This window comes from Burkholderia stagnalis (assembly GCF_039848545.1).
In the GTDB taxonomy this organism is placed as follows: domain Bacteria; phylum Pseudomonadota; class Gammaproteobacteria; order Burkholderiales; family Burkholderiaceae; genus Burkholderia; species Burkholderia stagnalis.
The window spans coordinates 2,696,975-2,716,556 of sequence record NZ_CP156686.1 but is presented as its reverse complement, the minus strand read 5'-3'; the positions used below and the strand labels follow the sequence as shown (position 1 = coordinate 2,716,556).

The window sequence follows — 19,582 nt, the reverse complement described above, 5'->3', positions numbered from 1 at the left end:
GGAGCCCGCGATGGACGACCAGCAACGTTACGAAGCCGGGATGAAGGTGCGCCGCGCGGTGCTCGGCGACGCGCACGTCGACCGCTCGATCGAGAACCGCACCGAAGTGACCGAGGAGTTCCAGAACCTGATCACGCGCTATGCGTGGGGCGAGATCTGGACGCGTGAAGGGCTGCCGCGCCACACGCGCAGCCTGCTGACGATCGCGATGATGGTTGCGCTGAACCGCGGCGAGGAACTGGCGCTGCATCTGCGTGCCGCGCGCAACAACGGCGTGACGCGCGACGAGATCAAGGAAGTGCTGCTGCAGACCGCGATCTATTGCGGCGTGCCGGCGGCGAACTCGGCGTTTCATCTCGCGGACCGGATCTTCAAGGAACAGGACGGGGCCGCCTAGGACGGCCGGTCAGGCGGGGCTGCCTGAGGCGGCTCGCATCGGCGGGCCGTCGACAACACACGCGCCGGCAGAGCATCGGCGCGCAGCGCATCGTCGAAGGTGCGCAATAAAGGAACGGCGCGGCAGAGAGACCGCGCCGATTACATATCATGCATGCGACCCGAGAAAGCGCCGAAGCGCCGACTCCGGTCGACAGGAGACAGGCGATGAATCGCACCCCGGTCGTCAACGTACAGACCTTCATCAACGAGCAGCCGTTCGGCGGCTTTCAGTGGCTCATCTTTGCGATGTGTTTCGTGATCGTCCTGCTGGACGGTTTCGATACCGCCGCGATCGGCTTCATTGCCCCGTCGTTGCTGACCGAATGGCATCTGACCAAGCCGGATCTCGCGCCGGTGCTCAGCGCCGCGCTGTTCGGCCTCGCGTGCGGTGCGCTCGTGTCGGGCCCGCTGTCCGATCGTCTCGGCCGCCGTGCGCTGCTGCTCGGCTCGGTGTTCCTGTTCGGCGCCGCGTGCCTCGCGTCCGCGTTCTCGTCGGGCATCGGGCAGCTCACGGTGCTGCGCTTCGTCACCGGCGTCGGCCTGGGCGCCGCGATGCCGAATGCGGTCACGATGATGGGCGAGTTCTGCCCCGACAAGCGCCGCGCGACCGTGATCAACCTGATGTTCTGCGGCTTTCCGCTCGGCGCGGCGTTCGGCGGTTTCCTCGCCGCATGGATGATTCCGCACTTCGGCTGGCGCAGCGTGCTGGTGCTCGGCGGCGTGACGCCGCTGGTGCTCGGCGTGCTGCTGCTCGTCAAGATGCCGGAGTCGGTGCGCTTCATGGTCGCGAACAGCCGGCCCGTCGACCGGATCCGCGCGACGCTCGCGCGCATTTCGCGCGATGCGCTGAACGCCGGCGCGTTCGTGCTGACCGAGGCCGCGCCGCAGACGGGCAGCAAGGGCGTCGGCGTCGTGCTGTCGCGCTCGTACGTCGTCGGCTCGGTGATGCTGTGGATCGCGTACTTCATGGGCCTCGTGATCTTCTACGCGTCGATCAACTGGATGCCGATCCTGCTGAAGGATGCCGGCCTCACCCCGAAGAGCGCGACGCTGATCTCCGCGCTGTTCCCGCTCGGCGGCGTCGGGGCCGTGCTGTGCGGCGTGCTGATGGACCGCTTCAACGCGAACCGCGTGATCGCCGTGTGCTATGCGCTGACGGCCGTCAGCGTGGCTGCGATCGGGCAGGCGGTCGGCAACGTCGGGCTGCTGGTGCTGGTCGTGTTCATTGCCGGCGTGCTGATGAATACCGCGCAATCGTCGATGCCCGCGCTCGCGGCGGCGTTCTATCCGACCGAAGGGCGCGGCACCGGCGTCGCATGGATGCTCGGCGTCGGGCGCTTCGGCGGGATCGCGGGGTCGTTCCTCGTCGCCGAGCTGACGCGCCGGCACTTCACGTTCGCGGGCGTGTTCGCGACGATCGCCGTGGCCGGCGTGCTGTCGTGCGTCGCACTGCTGATCAAGCAGTCGGCGCGGCCGTACGAGGTCGCGCCGTCCACGGGCAACGCGGAGTCGCTCGGGCACTGAGCGGGATCAGGCGGGCGGCGCGCGATGGCGCGCCGTCGTCACTCCTCCGTGTCGTGTTCCTTGACGAAGCGGCGCAGATACGCGCGCAGCGCCGCTTCCCGGCTGCGATGATCGGCGGCGTTCGGGGAGCCCATCTCCTCTTCCTCGCCGAACAGCGTCGGCGGCGCCGCATACGTGCCGACTTCGATGTCTTCGCGCAATATCCGGATGTCGTGCGTCAGTTGGTGGTATTCGGCGATCCAGTGCATCCCTTCGATGTGTTCGCCCGTTCTCAGCAGCGGCTTCATCGGCGTTCTCCCGACAAGAGCGGCTCGACCTTCCTGCCGGTTTCGCGCGCCCGGAATCCAAGCGTACGCCTGCATGCGGCGAATCTCAACGGGCGCGCCGGCGCGCTCACTGCGGCAGCAGATGCGCGACGAGCGGATACAGGGACAGGATCAACAGCACCGCCATCGTGACGTTGAACATGCGCAGCGCACGGGGATTCGACAGGAAGTGCCGCAGGCCCTGGCCGAACGCGGCCCACAGGCTGATGCACGGGAACCCGATCAGGATGAACACGACGGCCATCCACGCGGCGTTCATTCCGTAGTCGGCGGACAGCTGGACCGTCGTCGCGGCGGTCAGCACCATCATCCACGCCTTCGGATTGACCCACTGGAACGCGGCGGCTTCGACGAACGTCATCGGCCGCGCCTTGCCGCCGTGCGCCTTGACCTCGCCGGACGTGCCGATCCGCCACGCGAGATACAGCAGGTAGACGACGCTTGCGGCTTCCAGGATCGTGTACAGCACGGGTACACGTTTGAATACTTCGCCGAGACCGAAACCGACGCACAGCATCAGGATCGCGACGCCGATGCTGATGCCGAACAGGTGCGGCATCGTGCGGCGGAACCCGAAGTTGACGCCGGACGCGAGCAGCATCGTGTTGTTCGGGCCGGGCGTGATCGACGTGACGAGCGCAAACAGCATGCCGGCGGGCAGCGCGCTCAGGGTGAGGAATTCCATCGCGGTGTTCTCCATCGGTGAGGCGGGTGATGGAGGCAGTTTAGCGACAGTTGACGGTACAGTAACGGTACAGTTTGGCGGACGAATGCCGGTACGGGGTGGGTGATGTGGGCTCTCGGAGGTTGTTGTTGTTGTTGTCTCTCAGAAAAGATGTCCGCAGTCTCAATATGTTGTCTTTGAATAAAAGGCAGCGTCCCACGCGTTGGGGATGAGATCTGACTCGCTCTGCGAGAATCGGCGGGTCAATATTTGTCAGTGTGGGATTTTGACGCAATGTTAGATCGACATCATCGCGTCGTTGTTGCTGCACTGAGGACATTTAACCGCCACTTCACTTCGAGCGCTTATCGGCAGAGGCAGGAGCGGGGAGCGCGAACGGCTAACGCTAAGCTACGCAGAACATAACTCGGCCAGATCTCCCTCCAGCTGCGTTCGTCGGAAGTGACATGCCAGCGATGACATGAGCCACATATTGGCCATCCATGTCGATCTGCTACCTAGCTTGGACTTGCACTAAAAGTGTAACTTTCACACAACGGATGCCTGTCGGCTGTCGGAAGCCGATCATCCGTCGCCGAAAATTTGATCGCCTTTTGAACACCTATTGATCCATTTTTCCGAATTTCTCCACACACGCCGTCCAGAAGTTTGATTAATGAGTTGACCCTAATCGAGGAACGTCAGAGCCGGGACTTGTACAAAAAGGGAAATTATTTTCTTCTCATTTTCTGCGCCTCCATAACACGCCCCACTATTTTTCAATTCACACGAGACTTCTTCTGCCTGTGTTATTGCGCAGAAAAAGAAAAATTCCCTTGCCGGCCGGCTGGGTCACGGCATAGATTTGGAGATAGGAAACATCAAGGTGAGAAGCAATGACCCCGTTCTCGAATGCATTAGTGCATTACCGAAAGCGCGCCGGACTCAGTCAGACGAATCTGGCCAAGCAACTCGGGGTCGCGATCCAGTACGTGTGGAAGCTCGAGCGCGGAGTGAAACCGCCGCCGTCGCTTGAGCAAATCGAGCGCATCGCCGCGGCATTGGACATGGGCGAAGCCGATGTCGCTTCATTGCTCGATGCGGCCCGGGATTCACAAAAAAAGCTGCGGCTACCTGACGACCTGCACTCGGATACGTTGCGTCTGATCAATCGCCTGGTGCGAGCGTCGACACGTCTGAACGGTGACGAAGTCACCATGCTTGATGAACTGGTGACGAGGCTGGACCGGTAACGTCATCGGAAAATGCCCTTCTTCATCAACCTATTCGATTAGGAGTACTGCCTATTAGACAGAAAAGAAAAAACCAACCCATCTAGGACGGATTGGTTCTTTCGACCCGGATGAGCGGGGCAATGCTGAAGCCTAAGCAATTTCAGTATAGCCCCCTCCTCATTCGCGTCAAGCCCAAACTCGTCTCCTAGTTGCGTGGAAGTGACATCCGCGCGGCCGGCGCTCGTCCAGTCGGACTGGCGCCCCCTACATTCACGCGCCCAAAAAAGGCGCAGGAGACATCACCATGCCTTCCCACGATACCCGCAGTGGTGGGAATTTTCGAGGTTTCACGCCTTCCGTCAAAAACGCTTGCTCGATGCCTTGGTACTCGCTTGCCGAAGAGGCATCGACCCTCTTGCTCGAGTTCAGCCCGGAGGTACTGCGCTTTCGCAGCGCTCAAGATAGAACATTTCTTTTCCGCGAGGCCGGCCAGACTTTTCGGTACACGCCCGACTACGAAATTGTGCGTCGCGACGGTTCGACTGTCTTCGTCGAAGCCAAGCCTGCAAAGGATTTACAAAAACCTTCAGTGCAGGCCCGCATGGCGCGTTCGAGAGCCGTCCTCGCACAGCATGGATACGCCCTTTTCATTTGGGATGAACGCACCTACATCTGTGGCACGCGTCACGAGACGCTGCGGCTCTTGCGGCCGTGGCGGGGGCGAATGTCGCCCGAGCGGATCCGGGAAGCACAGAGGCTCGTTGAAAAGAAGCATCCGAAGACTTTCCGAAACCTGGTGCATCTGGCTCGTACGCGCGACGTCGCGTTGACCTGGATCGCCAATGGTGCCGCGGGTATCGATCTCGATGTGCCGCTGACCTCGGACGCAGCCATTTACGTCGCTCCTTCGGAGGTGCGTCATGCAAAAATTTTTGCTTAAGCGTGGCGTCGAATTCCAGGAGGGAGAATACGTCTGGCGTGTTCAGGGCGCGCTTCCCGATGGTCGAATCGAGTTCAGCTCTGACTACGGCTCGCCGATACGCGTACACGAAACTGAAGTCTGGGAACGACACGGCAACGGGCGATGGTCGGTCAGAATCGAGTCGCTGCTCGAAACGGGGGCGTCGCCGATCATAGTCGTCCGACGCGATGTCTCCACCTTCGAAGAAAAAGATCTCGTTGTGATGCGCGCGAGGCTCGCCTACCTGAGAGCTGTCGAGGAAGCGAAATGCTCGCGCGTTCGCGAGGTCGAAACCGTCATTAAACGGGTAGCGTGCGAAGCGGGTGCATTGACGCCACCAAACTATCGAACCTTCTGCCGCTGGAGAAAGCGCTATCGGCATTCAGGTGATGTCATGGACGTGGTGCCGCGACATGAAAACAAGGGACGACGTGAAATCCTTGATGGTCCGCTGCTCACGCTGGTCGAAGATGTCATAGAAACGCACTATCTCAATGGCCAGAAACTCAACGTCGCGAGATTGTACGATCAAGTAGAGGAGGCCATTGACGCTCATAACGAACGTGATCCGGAAAACCCGTTACCCACGATCAGTCAAGCGACACTTTATCGCCATGTGGGGAAACTGAACGACTATCTCGTCACTGCGGCCCGGGAGGGCCGCACCGAAGCACTGAAGAGGTACCGGCCAGTGTTGCGCCGGCTCAAGACAAAGCGGCTCAATGAGCGGTGGGAGATTGATCACACGCCGGTGAACTTGCTGTGCGTCTGTGAGCGCACCCGCATGGTCATCGTTCGCCCCGTACTGACACTGATCATTGATGCGCACACTCGCATGGTGATGGGGTTTCATATCGGGGCGCGCTCACCAGGCCAGGAGGAGGTCGGATGGGCAATGCAAATGGCCATGCTCAGCAAGCGCGATCTGTTGAATCGATTGGGCCTAGGACACCTTGAATGGCTGGCGCGAGGTGTGGCCGAGATGGTCTTTGGCGACAACGCTTGGGAATTCCACGGCTCTGCCACGCGTTCAGGCTGTGATGAGTTAGGGATTTCACTTGTGTACTGCCCGAAGCGTGCACCCTGGTTCAAAGGCCGCGTCGAACGGTTCATGCGCACGATCGCGGAACAACTCTTCCATTTGATTCCCGGAACGACTTGGTCGAATACCAGGGATCGTGGAGAGTACCCGTCCGAGAAGCTTGCGTGCGTGACGCTCGAGGAACTGACGGTGTTTGTCGTGCGCTGGATTGTGGAGTGTTATCAGCACGCACCTCATCGCGGCTTGAAGGGCAAGACGCCGGCTCAGGCATGGCAGGAAAGCGCACGGCTGACCCCTATCTACATGCCGGCCGATCCCGATCAGCTTTCCGTTGCGTTCACGAACACCATCATGCGGCCGATCACGAACAGCGGCGTGACATTCGATCACCTGTCCTACAACTCCAGCGCGCTTCAGTTGCTGCGTCACGGCATCCCCGACGATGAAAAAGTCAAGGTTCGGTATTTCAACGAGCAGACCGGCTACGTCTACGTATATGACCCACGACAGAAGGAATATTTTCGCGTTGATTGTACCGATCCGGATTACACGAAGGACTTGACCAGATGGATGCACAACGAAGTCACTGGTGCCATGCACGACAGCCGAGTCGATATCAACCCTGTCGCGCTGCGTAAGGCACGTATTCGTCTCGCGGACGATATTGCCAAGGCGGAGCTTGATCAGAAACTCAAGAAGCGCAAATGGGTTGCGCAGATCAAGGGGAAGTCGAGCAAGGAAATTGTGTTCGGAGCCGCTGGGGGGGGCGCCATGGGCAATTCCGCTCAGTCCGATCAAGCGGACTCCATGGTCGTCAGATTCGATAGTGTTCCTGAATTTTCAGTCATGAAGCGTTCAGAACGGTAAGGAGATCATCATGAAACGATTCAATGTCCGTAAAAGCATCGTCGAACATCCGGATTTCGTTGCTGCGCTCAAGAGTATCGAGGACGTTCATCAGTGGCTGCGGGAATCCGGCGAGGCCGGTTGTCTGGCCACGATCGGGGAGTCTGGCGCCGGAAAGTCGACGGTGCTCGAATGCTATCGCGCCAAATTCCCGGTGCGAGAGGAGGTCCTGCGCCGGCACGTGCCCGTGCTCTACGTCATCGTGCCCGCAGTGCCAACCGTTCGGTCTCTTGCAGAGGCGATCCTGATTGCCTTGGGCGAGATTCCGCAAGTCGGTCAATCGAGCGCGCGCCTGACGGAGCAGATTGTCAAGCTGGTGCACGGTTGTGGCGTCGAGATCATCATGCTCGACGAGTTCCAGCACTTTGTCGAGGGCGATCGTCGTTCGTTGAGACAGGTCGCAAACTGGTTGAAGGTGCTGCTGGACCGGCTCCCGGCCGCTGTTGTGCTCGCCGGGCTTCCATCGCTGCTGGGTGTGCTGCGGGTCAACGGACAGTTGAGACGTCGTTTCTCGCGCGTGACGGAGATCCGTCGGTTCGATGTGAACACCCAAGAGGGCGCTCAGACGTTTATTGGTGTGATGCAGGCGCTTGCCAAGGATATGCCCCTGCCGATGATGGACATTGCTGACAAGCGGGTTGCGATGAAGCTGTACTACGCGAGTGCGGGCCTCGTGGATTACATGTGCAAGCTGTTGAACGGCGCTTACCAGATCGCCGAACGACGCGGTGCGAAAGCCGTCGCACTACATGATTTCGCCGCAGCTTTCCGCGTTCACATCTGGAAGGATGCGCCCCCGTCGCGCAATCCCTTCGATGCGAAGTTCAATGGTGTGCCGCTCGACCAACCGGGTGAGCCGTTTGCGGGAGACGTGCAATGACGACCCCTCTTCTTCTTAGCGTCACACCGCGTCGCGGCGAATCGCTCTCCTCGGTGCTGCATCGCGTTGCTGAAGTCAATGGGCTGAATGGGCCAGGGATGGTGCTGCGGCGGGCGGGCGTGGCCGCAGCTCGGCCGCGTTTCCCGTCGGAGGTCGATGCGCTTGCCCGTGTTTGCCGGCTTTCCCCGAAACTGGTCCGTGCGATGACACCGATGAGCGTAGGCGCGATGGACTGTAACGAGGTGAAGCACCCGAAGATCAGCTTGTACGGTCACTGGGTTGAGCCCGATGCAATCCTGGTTGGCACCAACGAGCGCGTATGCCCGATGTGTATCGCCGAGCACCGACATGTGCTGGGCGTGAATGCTTACGTATTCGCGACGTGCTGCGCTGTCCACGGCCTCCAACTCCTCGATCGCTGTCCGGGCTGTCGACGTGATGTGTCGTCCATGCGGCCGGGTCTGGCGCGTTGTCAGTGCGGGACGGATCTCGGGTCGGCCGCGTGTCAACTCGCGACGCCGGACGAATTGATGATCACACGGCTCATCGATCGACGCTGGCGCATGAGCTTTGAGCATGACGTGCGGGACTGTCCGTCAGGCGTCCCTTCCGATTTCGCCGCGCTTGACCTTGGGGAGTTGCTGCGTGTGCTTTCGTTTCTCTATCGCGTCAGTGGTGCAACGAGCGGGTCGAAAGACAAGGGGTTGCGCTCGAAGGCTATTCATGAGCTTGCGCCGCGCATGCAGAAAATCGGACGGATCATGTCGGACTGGCCTCGAGGATTCGCGGACCTGGTCAACGCAGAACGGCAATACCGACCTCGGTCGGGTTCGATCCTGAGCTCGGTCCGAAGCGTTGAGCACATTTCCTTGCGTTTGTTCACGGAGTTGCCGGAGCCACCGTTCGCATTCCTTCATCGCGCATTGGTCGACGCAATAGGCGGTCCGGTGGTGCAGGCCGTGTGACGCGGTGTTCTCAATGAACCGTGGCGATCCGATTCGAATCGGATCGCCACGGGTTCCGGCATGGGACTTCGAATCTGGGTGAGGTGAATATCATGAAAACGTGTCGTTGCGGCACATGGCGATCCGAATGTATGGTCGAGCACGTGCCAGAGGCGGTCTGGAACAGGCTTGTGAATCTTGTGCAGAAAATGGTCAACGAGTCAGGCGAACCGGACGGGTTTGACGCGAAACGGTGGTTGTGTACATGGCTACACGAAGAGGTTCCGTCGCTCGGGTGGAAGAAGCCGGTCACGTACCTCGATACCGCCGACGGAGAGGAGCTGGTGGCTCTGACGCTGCAGAGCATGCAGACAGGCGCCTACCGCTAGGAACGAGCACTGAATCGATCTGGAGTTCGATATGGAAAATCAAAGTTGGGTGCCGTGCTCCGCAAGGCCAGCGAATGCGATGTCACGGCTGCCGCTTGCGCTTCGCGTCGAACCCTATCCCGACGAGTCGTTGTCGTCGGTGCTCATGCGTCTGGTGGACGCCAACGGTCTGAGAAGCGTCGGGGCGTTGCTGCGTGACGCTGGTTGCGTTGCCTTCGGTCCGTTGGTTTCCGCCGAGATTGCGGAATTGTCTCGTGTTTGCCGGATCGAGCAATCGACCATGAGATCGATGTGCCCGGTCGAAGTCGGTGGGCGAGCACGAAGGGCCGCTTTCGGTTACGCGATTGGCCATCATGTGATTGAGGCCAGGCATCTGCTTGTTCGAGAGCGGGAACGAATTTGCCCTCTGTGCCTACTTGAAGGCGGGATCATGCTTGCCGCACATCGCCTGACATGGATGACAGCATGTCCGGTGCACGCTGTTCAACTGCTTGACGTTTGCCCACAGTGCGAAAAGCTGATCATGGTGACGCGGCCGAACATAATGCGATGTCGATGTGGATTGGATTTTTCGCACATTTCGCCGGCGGCATGCGTTCCCGAGGAAATTGAGAGTGCGTGCTGTCTGTACCAGTACTGGCGTATGTCGACGGCTAAAGGATCCGGATTGTCCGAAGGTTTGGTGGTGGTAGAGGAGAGAATAGACCGCCAACTCGCCGTTGAGATGGGGATCGGGAGTGGTGCGATAGACCGGCGACGCGTTCCGTTGCGTCAGATACGGTATGCGTTGGGTTTTATCTGACTCCGCAAGTCGCGCCACTGCATTGGGTGCATGTTGATGATTTTCAGTTGATGCAGACAGAGTTTCGCGCCAAACAGGCGTTGATCGTCCTGCGCGCGTGGGCTCAATGGTCGTGCGTGCCACGCGTATGAGACAGGAAGTACATTTTGCCCCAAGTGCAAAGATATGCTTACCTGACAAAGTGCAGCCTTATGTTTCAACAACAAAGCCGGCCTTGTGCCGGCTTTGTTGTTTGGGCGTGAAGATTCAGCGTCTGATCACGGACAACGGCCAAATCTTCCATTCGGAGAGTGGCGTCGCGCTGAGTAGGTGTACCGAAGTGCGTCTTACAACGCACCGTTGGCAAAGATTACTCATCGTCGACTTCCCTCTCTGTGTGCCTGCGAGTCGAATGATCAATGGAGACGAACGAGCGCTGCTTGATTATGTACGATCTGTACGCGGCCAGCCCGCCGTCTGTTACTTCGCCGATTTGCGGTGAGCTACATTTTCGGAAGAATTCCAGGTTAGTATTTCCGTCTGGAAAAAGCCTACGCTTGCTTACTAGCAACTGATGTAGACGTGGGCGGGGTAGCTTCTTCCGTTGTGATAGTTGGCGAATTGGCCGCGGTCAGATGCTGGTCGACCTTGGCATCACGATAATCCTGCGATGTGCGATATAAATACCACCGCTTCAAGCGGATCGACAGCGTGTTGGCCCGATCCTTGACTTGAACAAACGTCGCATCATCACCAACATCGTTACTGCGCATGTCATAGCAGCAAAGCATACGGAGGACGCTATTGTTCGCAGTCCCGTACGAGTGGGCTTGATTGACACCTTCAACAATTGCATCCTGTACAGCTGTCTCACTGTATGCGGTGCCCGTCGAGCCGAAACTGCGCAGAACCTTGAGCTCAAGGAGTGCATGGTGATAAATCATTCCCGGCTTTCCAGTGCGGTCATCGACTATCTCAAGGTCGGTCCGTCCGCTTTTGCCCGGTTGCTCTTGCCGGATTGTGCACCACAAGAATCTTCCGACCAGCGCATGCCGGATCATTTGCTGGACCGTTCGCTCGGCTTCCTCGACGGGATAGCCCTTAACTGCATCCTTCCACAGTTTTGTTGGCCCCATGTTGTCGGGGGTGCAAAGTTCGCTTCTGTAGATCGCCTGAAGCGTTTCGTGTACTTCGGCCTCAGTAACCTGGCCGAATTTTAGTATGACCTCGCGCACGCCATCGTCGGTTCGCATTCCATTGGGGTAGTAGCTCAAAGACGACTCACCGTCTGACGGAACGTACAACAGGGCGGGCCGATCATCGTAGCCGAGCTTTGTGACGAGCTCGAACAAATCATTGTCGTCGCCCTTGTACTCTTCCATTACGCTGCTGGTAGCTTGCGGGGTGACGAAGTGCACTCGGCTGGATAGGCGTCGCGTACCCGTATGAACGAGCCGATCAAAGACTCGTCCAGTTCTAAGTTTGTCTTGCTCGTCGGGATTCACAAGAATAAACGCTGCAGCGCCCGAGGTTTCGAAATCAAGCTGGTTCTCGCGTTTGCGGATCATTCGAGAGACGTGGACTTGGAAACGAAGATCATCCGACAAATCGTCGACATCGCCATAGTCAGCACGTTGAGCGACAGCCAACTGTTGGCGATCGGCTTCCCAGGAGCCGAGCAGGAGTGCCTCAGATGCCATGGGCTGCCCTCCTCTGCACGTGCTCGATGTACATGAAGATCCGTTCCGCTGGCTGAAGAGCCTCCCCAGGTCGGAAAGACAAGGCAGCATTGCGTGAGAAGTTAGTTTTGGCGGGATCCGCCCATTGGCCGAAGTCGATCACTTCGTTGTTGTCTACATCGGTGTCCGCGTAGCGGGCATCAAACCGAAACGTCTGCCCCAACTCGTGATCTGACAGCATGCTGTAGGCGGCGCAAAGCTCTTCAATGAAGAAGGGCTCCCCGGTGTCGACATAGACTTGCTTATAGGTGTCGAGCGCGTTTCGAGCCAAGTCATTGTTCAAGCGATAGTTGGCTTGCAGTCGATAGCGCTTCTCTTCGGCGATGAACACGTATCGAATGTCTGAGGCCAGCACCATGCCACGCCCTACCAACACGTCGATGGTCTCCTGTAGCTCCGGATAGTACGGCCCACCCTGACGCTTGAGCAGGCTCGCACTAAACGGCGCCAGTTCGAATACCGGAGCGAGAACATTGGACAGGTAGGCCAATTCATGCACGGTGCGCAGTGATGCTTCGAAAATGGATGCCCTGTATAACGCGTCAAGCAACGCAAGAACTCGGATGGGGCGCCTGCGGACCTCCACCGATTGTTTGGGATCAGCCGCGGCCATCATGGTGTGGCGTCTCGAGGATTTCAGTGAACAGGTCGCTGCGAAGCGCCTCGTACTCCGCCCGAAGCTCCACCATGGCCCTCGTTGAAACGCCGGCATTGAACAAGTCGACGATACGATCGAGCCGTGCCTGTGGATTGGCTTCCGCCGCTTTGAGCACGGCGGGGATTAACTTACCCGCCGCTAGATTCGACGTCACAATGAGCCGATTGGACTGGTTGTCGTTTGCGAACGCTGCAAGTACTGCAGCCGCCCGATTGACAAAAACTGCGTCGAGTGAAGATTCAGGGGCGTCGATGATGATGGTCGATGCTTGGCTGCGAGACCCAACCTTCACTAGTGCCATGCGGAATGCGAGGTCGATGAATTCGCGTTGACTCTCAGACACCTGCTCGGGGCTATCCCGACGGACCACGTCCGAGAAATTGGCTCCAGTCATCTCAACGCTGAATGATGGGTATTCGGTGGTGAGGTCGAGCCCGCCAGTACCCGCTTGGCCAAGCAGGACCCGTGTCGGAGCCCATGACAATGAAGCTGTCTCTAGAAGGAATCCCCCCGCGATAGCATCAAACTCCGCCTTGATCCGTTCGGCAAAGCCTTGAATCTGCTTACGGTATTGATTCATCTGTCGAGCAAACGCTTCACGCTTGACCTGCAGATCGGCGCGCAGCAGATCGGTGCGCTTTTTTAGATCTGCGAAGCCATCGTTTTGTCGCCGAGCGGCTTGCTCGTCAGCGGGAAGTTGTCGGACGAGCGCCTCAATGTCCGCTTTCAATGTGGCTACTTCAACGTTTCGCTCGGCCAACTCCAGATTGGCAGTGTCAAAAGCTTGGCTCGAATCGTCGAGAGCGGCGTGTGCAGCATCGGCTGTGATGGTCGCTTGCTTGACTTTTTCCCGAAGAGCAATGACACGCTCCTCGTTGATGTCCACTGCATTGCCAGTGCTTGGCTCCATATCAGCGTCGCACAAGATGCAGTGCTTGTTGTCGATGGCGTGGAGCATCTGCACCCGCTTTTCTGTGCGGCCAGGGGTCTGGCATACAATGCACACGTCATCGCTCATCAGCCGCGAAAAGATGTATCGCATCGATTCGTCGGCGGTGGGGAAGCGCGTTTCTATCGCGGACAGCCGGGCGCGTTCCAGCTCGTGCATGACGGCGTGCAGCGCTTCGTTGGCACGCAATGAGTCAAGGCGATGTCGACGCCGAGCGCTATCGAGTTCTTCAATGCCTTGACTAATCTCCTCCTGCTGCTTGAGCGCTGCTTCGTACAATGTCTCCTTGGATTTGAGTGTGGCGCGCACTTCAGGTGCCGCTTTGGATAGGTGCTCCTGTGCTTTCTCTTCGCGCTCTTCGCGGTCGAGTGCTGCCTTCAGGTTACGCATGCGAGTATCCAGCTCAACAATCTCTCGCTCAGCTGTGATCCAGTCATGAGCTTGGGCGGGCTCCAAGAATAGGCACCGTAAGAGCTGCCGCTGAGCGGACGGATCCCACACCAGCATCCGTCGGTCTTCGAAGAAAAAGACCATCGTGCGGAGGAGGAAGATCCACTCACCGAAGGTGCCGACGTTCGAGGCAGAAAGGATGGCGCGCTTCAGCTCTTCTTCGTCGGAGCTTTCCGGGCCGTCATCGACCTTGAATGAGATTAGACCGAGCTTCATCAGCGAGCGGGTAACCTCGAACTTCTTGGCGCCGATAAAGTAGATCAAAGTTGACTGGGCGTCTCGAGCGTTGTCGTTGACGCGAGCGCTGAAAGTTGAGCGCCGCTTTGCGGACAGTGCTTGCGCGGTCAGCTCTGTCGTGCCGACGTTGCCGTCTGGTAGCTTGAGATCCCATGGGCCCGACAGCATTCGGAAGAGAATGTTGACCAGCGTACTCTTGCCCAACCCGTTCGCGCCCAGCACCACTGTGAGGCCTGGCGCGAGAGGAATGTCGAAGGTACCGTCGCGTGCCGGACCGGGATAGAGTCCGTATTGGCGAATCTGAAGCAGTTCAAGAACTGGCAGTTCAGTCATGCTTGCGACCCTGCGGACCGGCGATACATGAATGAAAACGCCGGCGTTCGAGCGGCGTGCGTCTGGTACGTCTTCATTGAATCCCCCGTGTTCCTATTGGCTGCTTGGCGGCCACTTAGGCTATAGCGGCAGTATAGCAATCGGCATCGTCAGCTGAATAGTTCCAGGTCGAGCTTTGCCGCGGTACTGGTTCAGATGCTCGGGGGGCGAGATGCTCGAAGTTGCAGAGCGCCATCTAGGATCGCTTCGAGCGCTCTTGCACCTTCTTCGGTGCCGTCCCATGCGAGCATCAGGCGCTGCGTCAACTCCATGCGCAACGCTGCGGCGTCAAAGTTGGCACCGGGTCGCGTGTCTTGCTTGCCGCGCCTGTCAATTGAATATTCAAATAAGCGAGCGGCATGGCCCCGGGCTTGTTTGAACTGGCCGTTGACTAGCTTGGAAAATTGGCTCTGATGGATACCTAGGTCGACTGCTACCTGTTTCTGCGAGATTTCACCGCGCTCCCAAGCGGTTCGAATGGTATTTGCCATGACCTCGCGTGAAGGAGTGTTAGGTGACTTCGACGGCATTTTGCGCTTGATTGAATAAATGTCCATCTGCATAATATTCAAATTGACGGTGTGGCGCAACAACGCCTCGGCGTTTGAGATAGTCGGCTAATGAGGAGCAAAAGAGGGTATGAACGCAGCCACGATTAGCGCATTCATTGATGAAAATTGCCCGGGGATGGATAAAAGTGCGCGCAGAAATTTTTCGGCTTGGTTGAAAACACTCGTCGACAGTGCGCCGATGTCTTCGAACATCCCCAGTCATAACCTACCGTTTCAGCGCTGGTATCGGTTCAAGGAAGCGTTCTCGCCGATGATGGTCGCTGAGTCGCTCAACTGCCTCGGCTTCTGGCCGACGACGTGTCTCGACTGCTTCGGTGGTTCCGGGACAACGGCGCTGACGTGCCAGTTTCTCGGGATTGATTCCACTACCATTGAAGTGAATCCGTTCCTTGCTGATCTCATCGAAGCCAAGCTGGCGAAATATGACCATCAGAAACTCGTCGACGACTATGCCGAAGTCGTCAGGAAGATGACTGGTCGATCTGCGAACCTGCGTTCGCTTCGCTACGAATCATGGCCCGCGACGATGGTTGAGCCGGGTTTGAAGGGGCGCTGGATTTTTCCGCGCGAGACCTTCCGCCAGATTTTGACTATTCGCGAGGCGATTGAAGAGGTCGAAAATCCCATCAACCAGCGTCTATTGCGAGTAATCTTGGGTAGCATCCTGGTAGACGTGAGCAATGTGGTCATCAGCGGGAAAGGGCGCCGGTATCGGTCCAACTGGCAGGCGACCCAAAAGTCACCACATGATGTCACTGATGCATTCAAGGCTGCGTTCCAAGCAGCTCTGTTCGATATTAGTGCGTACGGGACTCGCGCGACTCATTCTTATTCGCTGCTACGAGGAGACTCACGTGTAGAGGTTGATCGCGTGGGTATGATTGATGTGGCCCTTTTTTCGCCGCCGTACCCAAACAGCTTTGACTATACCGACATCTATAACGTCGAGTTGTGGGTATTGGGTTATCTCAAAAGCAGAGCAGACAACACGGAGTTGCGCTACTCAACGTTGCGCTCACACGTTCAGGTTCACCGTGATATGACATGGGAAGGACTGGATTCGCGCAAGCTTCGTAAGACGGTGGCTGCTCTGAGCAAAAAGCGCGACGAGCTTTGGGATCCACATCTGCCCGACATGATCGGTGCCTACTTCGCTGACCTGGTGCAAATCCTGAAATCGATTCGCGGGAGAATTAACCCGGACGGTGCGGTCCTCATGACGGTGGGGGATAGCCGCTATGCTAATGTGCTTGTCGATGTTGGTGAGATTCTTCGTGAGCTTGCCGGCGGCGCAGGCTATGTCTGTGAGGCGGTCACGCCAATACGCGCGATGAAGACCAGCGCGCAGCAGGGCTGGGAAGCTTCGTTGAGCGAAGATCTGGTGCGCCTAAGGCCGGTATAAGATTTAGTTGGGTTCCCCAAGGCGAGGAATGGGGCATCTTCGCCCGGCCGGAGCAGGTAAGCATGGCTTATGCAGATGCTTTCTCGATCGCAAGCTGTGTTGCGGCGTGACGAAGGAGGCTCGGTTGCACGCCGGATTCGGAATAAGCTGATAGGGTAGCTTGGCATTTCACCAAATCGGTCGTGCTGGCCTAATTGTGTCGACGGTCGGAGCTGTCCGCCAACCGTAATGTCGAAATTCACAACTTGCGCCTCCCGAGCAACGGCTCGGGCAGCGCAATGACTATGCGGAGCGCGGTGGCGCTAAAATCTGCAGAGAAATTGCACACAAGACAGTGCGAACCCAAGCAAGACCGCAAATGCATGGGTGATCCAGAAAGCAATTAACCGGGGGTTGTGTGAAGTCCAAAATCAAACTGCCGATTGTCGTCCGGCTTAGTATCCGCAACTACTCGCTTTATCCTGGAATCAACGACCGTGGATTGGTCCTTGAGTTTCCCCGTGGGGTCACGGTTCTCGCTGGCATCAATGGCGTCGGTAAGACCACGTTGCTAAATCTGCTCATGCGGATGTTGCTTGGGCCACTGGAGCGAGCCAAGGCCGATCGTGACCTGAGCCGAATTAGCAAAAGGGAGCTTGTGCTGGACAAGCGATTCTCGTTCTTCGCGGACCGCGTGCCTGAAGACCTAAATGAGAATGTCACAGCGACGCTGGATTTTACTGTAGGGAGCCGGGCTATTACCGTGACTCGGTCCCTCAAGACGATGGCGCTGAAGTCCCTCAAGGTAAACGGCATGAGCCGCACCATCACGACGGAGCTTCAGTTTTCAGAGGAGATGGCGAGGCTCTGCGGGCTGTCGTCCTCCTACGACTACCATGTGGTTGTGCGCTATCTTCAGTTTTTTACCGAAGAGCGGCAGCCGATACTGTGGTCCGCGGCGACGCAGTATGAGTTCTTTAAAATGCTGTTTCTTGACCGAGCTTTAACGGAAGAAACGGACGCGACCTTCGCGTCCATCCAGCGGCTGGATACAACTTACCGAAATCGTGTTCACCAGCTCAACGCTCGGGAAGACCGACTTCAAAAAAGCCGAGCAGCTGCCTTGGCAATTCAAAATATCGGCGACCTTCTCACCCGAATTGAAACTGCGAAGGCGGAGTGCAGTACGGTTGCCGAAGTTCATTTGAAGAACCAAGAGTTCGTCACAAGCCTGCAGTCACAGGCTCGCGATCTTGATATCGAATTCAATCAAGTGGAAGCGACGCTCGCTGACCTTGAAGACGAGCTGGAAAACGTCGACGCCGCATTCATCGCACAGGCCCTCCCAACCATTGACGACAAGGCGGAATTCCTGATGGCTGGACTTGGCTCGGGCCAGGGTTGCTTTGTCTGCGGAAACCGAAATCGAAGTCAGAGACAGGCCATCGCAAGGCAGCTCAAGGAGGGCAACTGCTTCGTCTGCCACCATCCGATCTCGGGTCGTGGCAAGGGCGGTAACGTTGAACCCCTAGCCGCCGCGCAAGTGCGCGACCTTGAACAAAAGGTCGAGAGGATCAGGGCGATCGCCGCAGAAATCGACACCAAACGCGACACCGTCGCCAAACAGATCGCTCCAGCGCTTCAGGCTCTTCGCCAATCGGCATCGAGGAATTCGGAGGCTGCGCTGGCACTTAACATGTTGCAAGCGCAATTGCCTGATCCACCGGAGGCATCGAGCGCAATGGAAGCGGAATTGCGCGCGGAGCGCGCTGAATTGGACGTGATGGATGGCGAGCGCAAGGCATTGACCGAGCAGTACCGCGAGCTCATAAAGAGAGGTCGTGGACAGGTTGAAATCTTCAAAGAGGCCCTGCGCACAAAGCTGACTGCCTACGCCGAAGCATTTCTTCAAGAAACTGTGGCGGTTCAATTTGACGCGAAGGACAAAATGAAGATTGCCACGGGCGCTGGCCAGGTTGGTATCCCATCGTTTTTCATCCTCATGACATCGAGTACCCACGAGGTCCCGAAAGAGCGCTTGACGAGCGATAACGTTTCGGAATCTCAGAAAGAATTTCTCGATCTCGCGTTTCGCATGACGCTCCTCGATATGGCCTGCTCGGACGGGGCAACAACATTGGTTATCGAGACTCCGGAAGCCAGCCTGGACAGCTGGTTCATGCTCCGAGCGGCGGCGCTTATGCGCCAATTCGCACTTGGGGATCCTGGCTCAGTGCGTAATTTGATTGCCACCTCGAATCTTAATGGAACTGCGATGATCCCTGCCCTTCTCGGCCGAGTTGGCAAGGACGGGAAGCCGCGACGCGGCGGCAAGACCACCGGTGCGCAGCTCATTGACCTGCTACAGGTGACAGCCAAGTCGAACACTTTGAAGGAAGGCGCCGCAAGGGCTTTGCTTGAAGAAGAGTTGGGGAGGCTCCATGGCTAAGATGTCCCACTCAGTACCTAAGAGTGCTCAGGAACGGCTGCGATTTTCCCGATGGGTGCTTTTCACGATCAATGCTGCGGAAGCAGCTGGTATTGGCCAACTGACTCGCAAGCAACTGCATCTCCTGCTGTTTATGTCGTTTGCTTCATGCCGGTTCTATGGAATCGAGCCGCTGCGTCAACGAGCACGACGAACTAAGCAGGGACCCTACTACCGCGCCGCGCACTTTGCTTTAGGGGCATTAACCTTGTCGGGTTTGGTAGAGGTGTCGAGTTTCTCTGCACATCATTCTTCGACACACTTGCAGTTCGAGGGCAATTTCGGGGCAACCGTCGCGGGTCTGGAAGTCGGTCGCCATCTGCGAAGCACACACCGTGGAGAAGCACTCTATGCTTTTCTACTGGATCTCTGTCTAGGCGTCGTCGAAGGCGCCTGGCATGGCGAGCGCACGCGGGATCGTCAAGAGCGCAGTGACCTTGACCGAGTATTCGAGCAGGATCTCACCTACCGGGAAGCGCTTAATCGACCGGGGAGCATGCTGTTTATTGAGGAGTCGTTTGACCGCGCGACACCAACACTCACCGGCCTTCGACAGATCCGAAAGTACCTCGAGGGAGAAACGTTTGTTAACCGTCGTGACGTATTGACTGTCTACCAGCGGTTGCTTCAGAAGAGGGTGGCCTGA

18 protein-coding genes are annotated in these 19,582 nt (G+C 57.8%); 12 read left to right on the top strand and 6 right to left on the bottom strand.

All coding sequences use genetic code 11. The features are described from left to right. The first annotated feature begins 10 nt into the window (after positions 1 to 10). Entirely contained in the window at positions 11 to 397 is a 387-nt protein-coding gene (pcaC, locus tag ABFO07_RS28810; protein WP_017330845.1) for a 4-carboxymuconolactone decarboxylase, read from the top strand. Between the two features lie 206 nt (positions 398 to 603). Beyond that, on the top strand, positions 604 to 1,962 hold the full coding sequence (locus ABFO07_RS28805; protein ID WP_059803023.1) for an MFS transporter: 1,359 nt from the start codon (positions 604 to 606) through the stop codon (positions 1,960 to 1,962). Positions 1,963 to 2,000: 38 nt separating this feature from the next. Here ABFO07_RS28805 and ABFO07_RS28800 read toward each other — a convergent pair whose 3' ends face one another. Next, positions 2,001 to 2,249 carry a hypothetical protein gene (locus ABFO07_RS28800; protein ID WP_059564268.1) on the bottom strand — a complete coding sequence of 83 codons (249 nt, stop codon included), beginning with the start codon at positions 2,247 to 2,249 and terminating at the stop codon, positions 2,001 to 2,003. Between the two features lie 106 nt (positions 2,250 to 2,355). Continuing rightward, positions 2,356 to 2,973: a LysE family translocator gene (locus tag ABFO07_RS28795; protein WP_059882550.1), complete on the bottom strand. Its 618-nt coding sequence runs from the start codon at positions 2,971 to 2,973 to the stop codon at positions 2,356 to 2,358. Positions 2,974 to 3,848: 875 nt separating this feature from the next. On the opposite strand from ABFO07_RS28795, the gene ABFO07_RS28790 reads away from it, so the two are divergent. The 7 genes from ABFO07_RS28790 (at position 3,849) to ABFO07_RS28760 (ending at position 10,111) form a co-directional block, all read left to right on the top strand. Beyond that, positions 3,849 to 4,205: a helix-turn-helix domain-containing protein gene (locus tag ABFO07_RS28790; protein ID WP_347469106.1), complete on the top strand. Its 357-nt coding sequence runs from the start codon at positions 3,849 to 3,851 to the stop codon at positions 4,203 to 4,205. Between the two features lie 286 nt (positions 4,206 to 4,491). After that, positions 4,492 to 5,127: a TnsA endonuclease N-terminal domain-containing protein gene (locus tag ABFO07_RS28785; RefSeq protein ID WP_347469104.1), complete on the top strand. Its 636-nt coding sequence runs from the start codon at positions 4,492 to 4,494 to the stop codon at positions 5,125 to 5,127. Next, on the top strand, positions 5,108 to 7,057 hold the full coding sequence (locus tag ABFO07_RS28780) for a Mu transposase C-terminal domain-containing protein (protein WP_347469102.1): 1,950 nt from the start codon (positions 5,108 to 5,110) through the stop codon (positions 7,055 to 7,057). Before ABFO07_RS28785 ends, ABFO07_RS28780 begins: the two co-directional genes overlap by 20 nt. Positions 7,058 to 7,067: 10 nt before the next feature. Next, a complete protein-coding gene (locus ABFO07_RS28775) occupies positions 7,068 to 7,976 on the top strand; it encodes a TniB family NTP-binding protein (RefSeq protein WP_060183031.1) in 909 nt (302 codons plus the stop codon). Further along, entirely contained in the window at positions 7,973 to 8,941 is a 969-nt protein-coding gene (locus tag ABFO07_RS28770; RefSeq protein WP_347469100.1) for a TniQ family protein, read from the top strand. Before ABFO07_RS28775 ends, ABFO07_RS28770 begins: the two co-directional genes overlap by 4 nt. 131 nt (positions 8,942 to 9,072) lie before the next feature. After that, positions 9,073 to 9,309 (top strand): hypothetical protein, encoded by a 237-nt coding sequence (locus tag ABFO07_RS28765; protein WP_347469098.1) that lies wholly within the window; start codon positions 9,073 to 9,075, stop codon positions 9,307 to 9,309. Between the two features lie 31 nt (positions 9,310 to 9,340). Beyond that, positions 9,341 to 10,111 (top strand): TniQ family protein, encoded by a 771-nt coding sequence (locus ABFO07_RS28760; RefSeq protein ID WP_347469096.1) that lies wholly within the window; start codon positions 9,341 to 9,343, stop codon positions 10,109 to 10,111. A gap of 530 nt (positions 10,112 to 10,641) precedes the next feature. Here the strand turns inward: ABFO07_RS28760 and ABFO07_RS28755 are convergent. The 4 genes from ABFO07_RS28755 to ABFO07_RS28740 form a co-directional block, all read right to left on the bottom strand. Next, positions 10,642 to 11,790, bottom strand: coding sequence for a hypothetical protein (locus ABFO07_RS28755; protein ID WP_347469094.1), 1,149 nt, complete (start codon positions 11,788 to 11,790; stop codon positions 10,642 to 10,644). After that, on the bottom strand, positions 11,780 to 12,445 hold the full coding sequence (locus ABFO07_RS28750) for a hypothetical protein (RefSeq protein WP_301761005.1): 666 nt from the start codon (positions 12,443 to 12,445) through the stop codon (positions 11,780 to 11,782). Before ABFO07_RS28750 ends, ABFO07_RS28755 begins: the two co-directional genes overlap by 11 nt. Continuing rightward, positions 12,429 to 14,456, bottom strand: coding sequence for an AAA family ATPase (locus tag ABFO07_RS28745; RefSeq protein WP_347469092.1), 2,028 nt, complete (start codon positions 14,454 to 14,456; stop codon positions 12,429 to 12,431). The genes ABFO07_RS28750 and ABFO07_RS28745 overlap by 17 nt, the downstream gene beginning before the upstream one ends. A 191-nt stretch (positions 14,457 to 14,647) precedes the next feature. After that, positions 14,648 to 15,085 (bottom strand): hypothetical protein, encoded by a 438-nt coding sequence (locus tag ABFO07_RS28740; protein ID WP_347469091.1) that lies wholly within the window; start codon positions 15,083 to 15,085, stop codon positions 14,648 to 14,650. Between the two features lie 49 nt (positions 15,086 to 15,134). Between ABFO07_RS28740 and ABFO07_RS28735 the strand changes: the two genes are divergently transcribed. The 3 genes from ABFO07_RS28735 (at position 15,135) to ABFO07_RS28725 (ending at position 19,582) form a co-directional block, all read left to right on the top strand. Beyond that, positions 15,135 to 16,469 (top strand): SAM-dependent methyltransferase, encoded by a 1,335-nt coding sequence (locus tag ABFO07_RS28735; protein WP_347469089.1) that lies wholly within the window; start codon positions 15,135 to 15,137, stop codon positions 16,467 to 16,469. A 397-nt stretch (positions 16,470 to 16,866) separates the two neighbouring features. After that, on the top strand, positions 16,867 to 18,897 hold the full coding sequence (locus tag ABFO07_RS28730) for an AAA family ATPase (RefSeq protein ID WP_347469088.1): 2,031 nt from the start codon (positions 16,867 to 16,869) through the stop codon (positions 18,895 to 18,897). Then, positions 18,890 to 19,582 (top strand): hypothetical protein, encoded by a 693-nt coding sequence (locus ABFO07_RS28725; RefSeq protein WP_347469086.1) that lies wholly within the window; start codon positions 18,890 to 18,892, stop codon positions 19,580 to 19,582. Before ABFO07_RS28730 ends, ABFO07_RS28725 begins: the two co-directional genes overlap by 8 nt.

Bases quoted from the DNA above. Each gene is read 5' to 3' on its own strand.
- pcaC (WP_017330845.1), top strand. From the start codon at position 11: ATGGACGACCAGCAACGTTACGAAGCCGGGATGAAGGTGCGCCGCGCG.
- ABFO07_RS28805 (WP_059803023.1), top strand. From the start codon at position 604: ATGAATCGCACCCCGGTCGTCAACGTACAGACCTTCATCAACGAGCAG.
- ABFO07_RS28800 (WP_059564268.1), bottom strand. From the start codon at position 2,249: ATGAAGCCGCTGCTGAGAACGGGCGAACACATCGAAGGGATGCACTGG.
- ABFO07_RS28795 (WP_059882550.1), bottom strand. From the start codon at position 2,973: ATGGAATTCCTCACCCTGAGCGCGCTGCCCGCCGGCATGCTGTTTGCG.
- ABFO07_RS28790 (WP_347469106.1), top strand. From the start codon at position 3,849: ATGACCCCGTTCTCGAATGCATTAGTGCATTACCGAAAGCGCGCCGGA.
- ABFO07_RS28785 (WP_347469104.1), top strand. From the start codon at position 4,492: ATGCCTTCCCACGATACCCGCAGTGGTGGGAATTTTCGAGGTTTCACG.
- ABFO07_RS28780 (WP_347469102.1), top strand. From the start codon at position 5,108: ATGCAAAAATTTTTGCTTAAGCGTGGCGTCGAATTCCAGGAGGGAGAA.
- ABFO07_RS28775 (WP_060183031.1), top strand. From the start codon at position 7,068: ATGAAACGATTCAATGTCCGTAAAAGCATCGTCGAACATCCGGATTTC.
- ABFO07_RS28770 (WP_347469100.1), top strand. From the start codon at position 7,973: ATGACGACCCCTCTTCTTCTTAGCGTCACACCGCGTCGCGGCGAATCG.
- ABFO07_RS28765 (WP_347469098.1), top strand. From the start codon at position 9,073: ATGGTCGAGCACGTGCCAGAGGCGGTCTGGAACAGGCTTGTGAATCTT.
- ABFO07_RS28760 (WP_347469096.1), top strand. From the start codon at position 9,341: ATGGAAAATCAAAGTTGGGTGCCGTGCTCCGCAAGGCCAGCGAATGCG.
- ABFO07_RS28755 (WP_347469094.1), bottom strand. From the start codon at position 11,790: ATGGCATCTGAGGCACTCCTGCTCGGCTCCTGGGAAGCCGATCGCCAA.
- ABFO07_RS28750 (WP_301761005.1), bottom strand. From the start codon at position 12,445: ATGATGGCCGCGGCTGATCCCAAACAATCGGTGGAGGTCCGCAGGCGC.
- ABFO07_RS28745 (WP_347469092.1), bottom strand. From the start codon at position 14,456: ATGACTGAACTGCCAGTTCTTGAACTGCTTCAGATTCGCCAATACGGA.
- ABFO07_RS28735 (WP_347469089.1), top strand. From the start codon at position 15,135: ATGAACGCAGCCACGATTAGCGCATTCATTGATGAAAATTGCCCGGGG.
- ABFO07_RS28725 (WP_347469086.1), top strand. From the start codon at position 18,890: ATGGCTAAGATGTCCCACTCAGTACCTAAGAGTGCTCAGGAACGGCTG.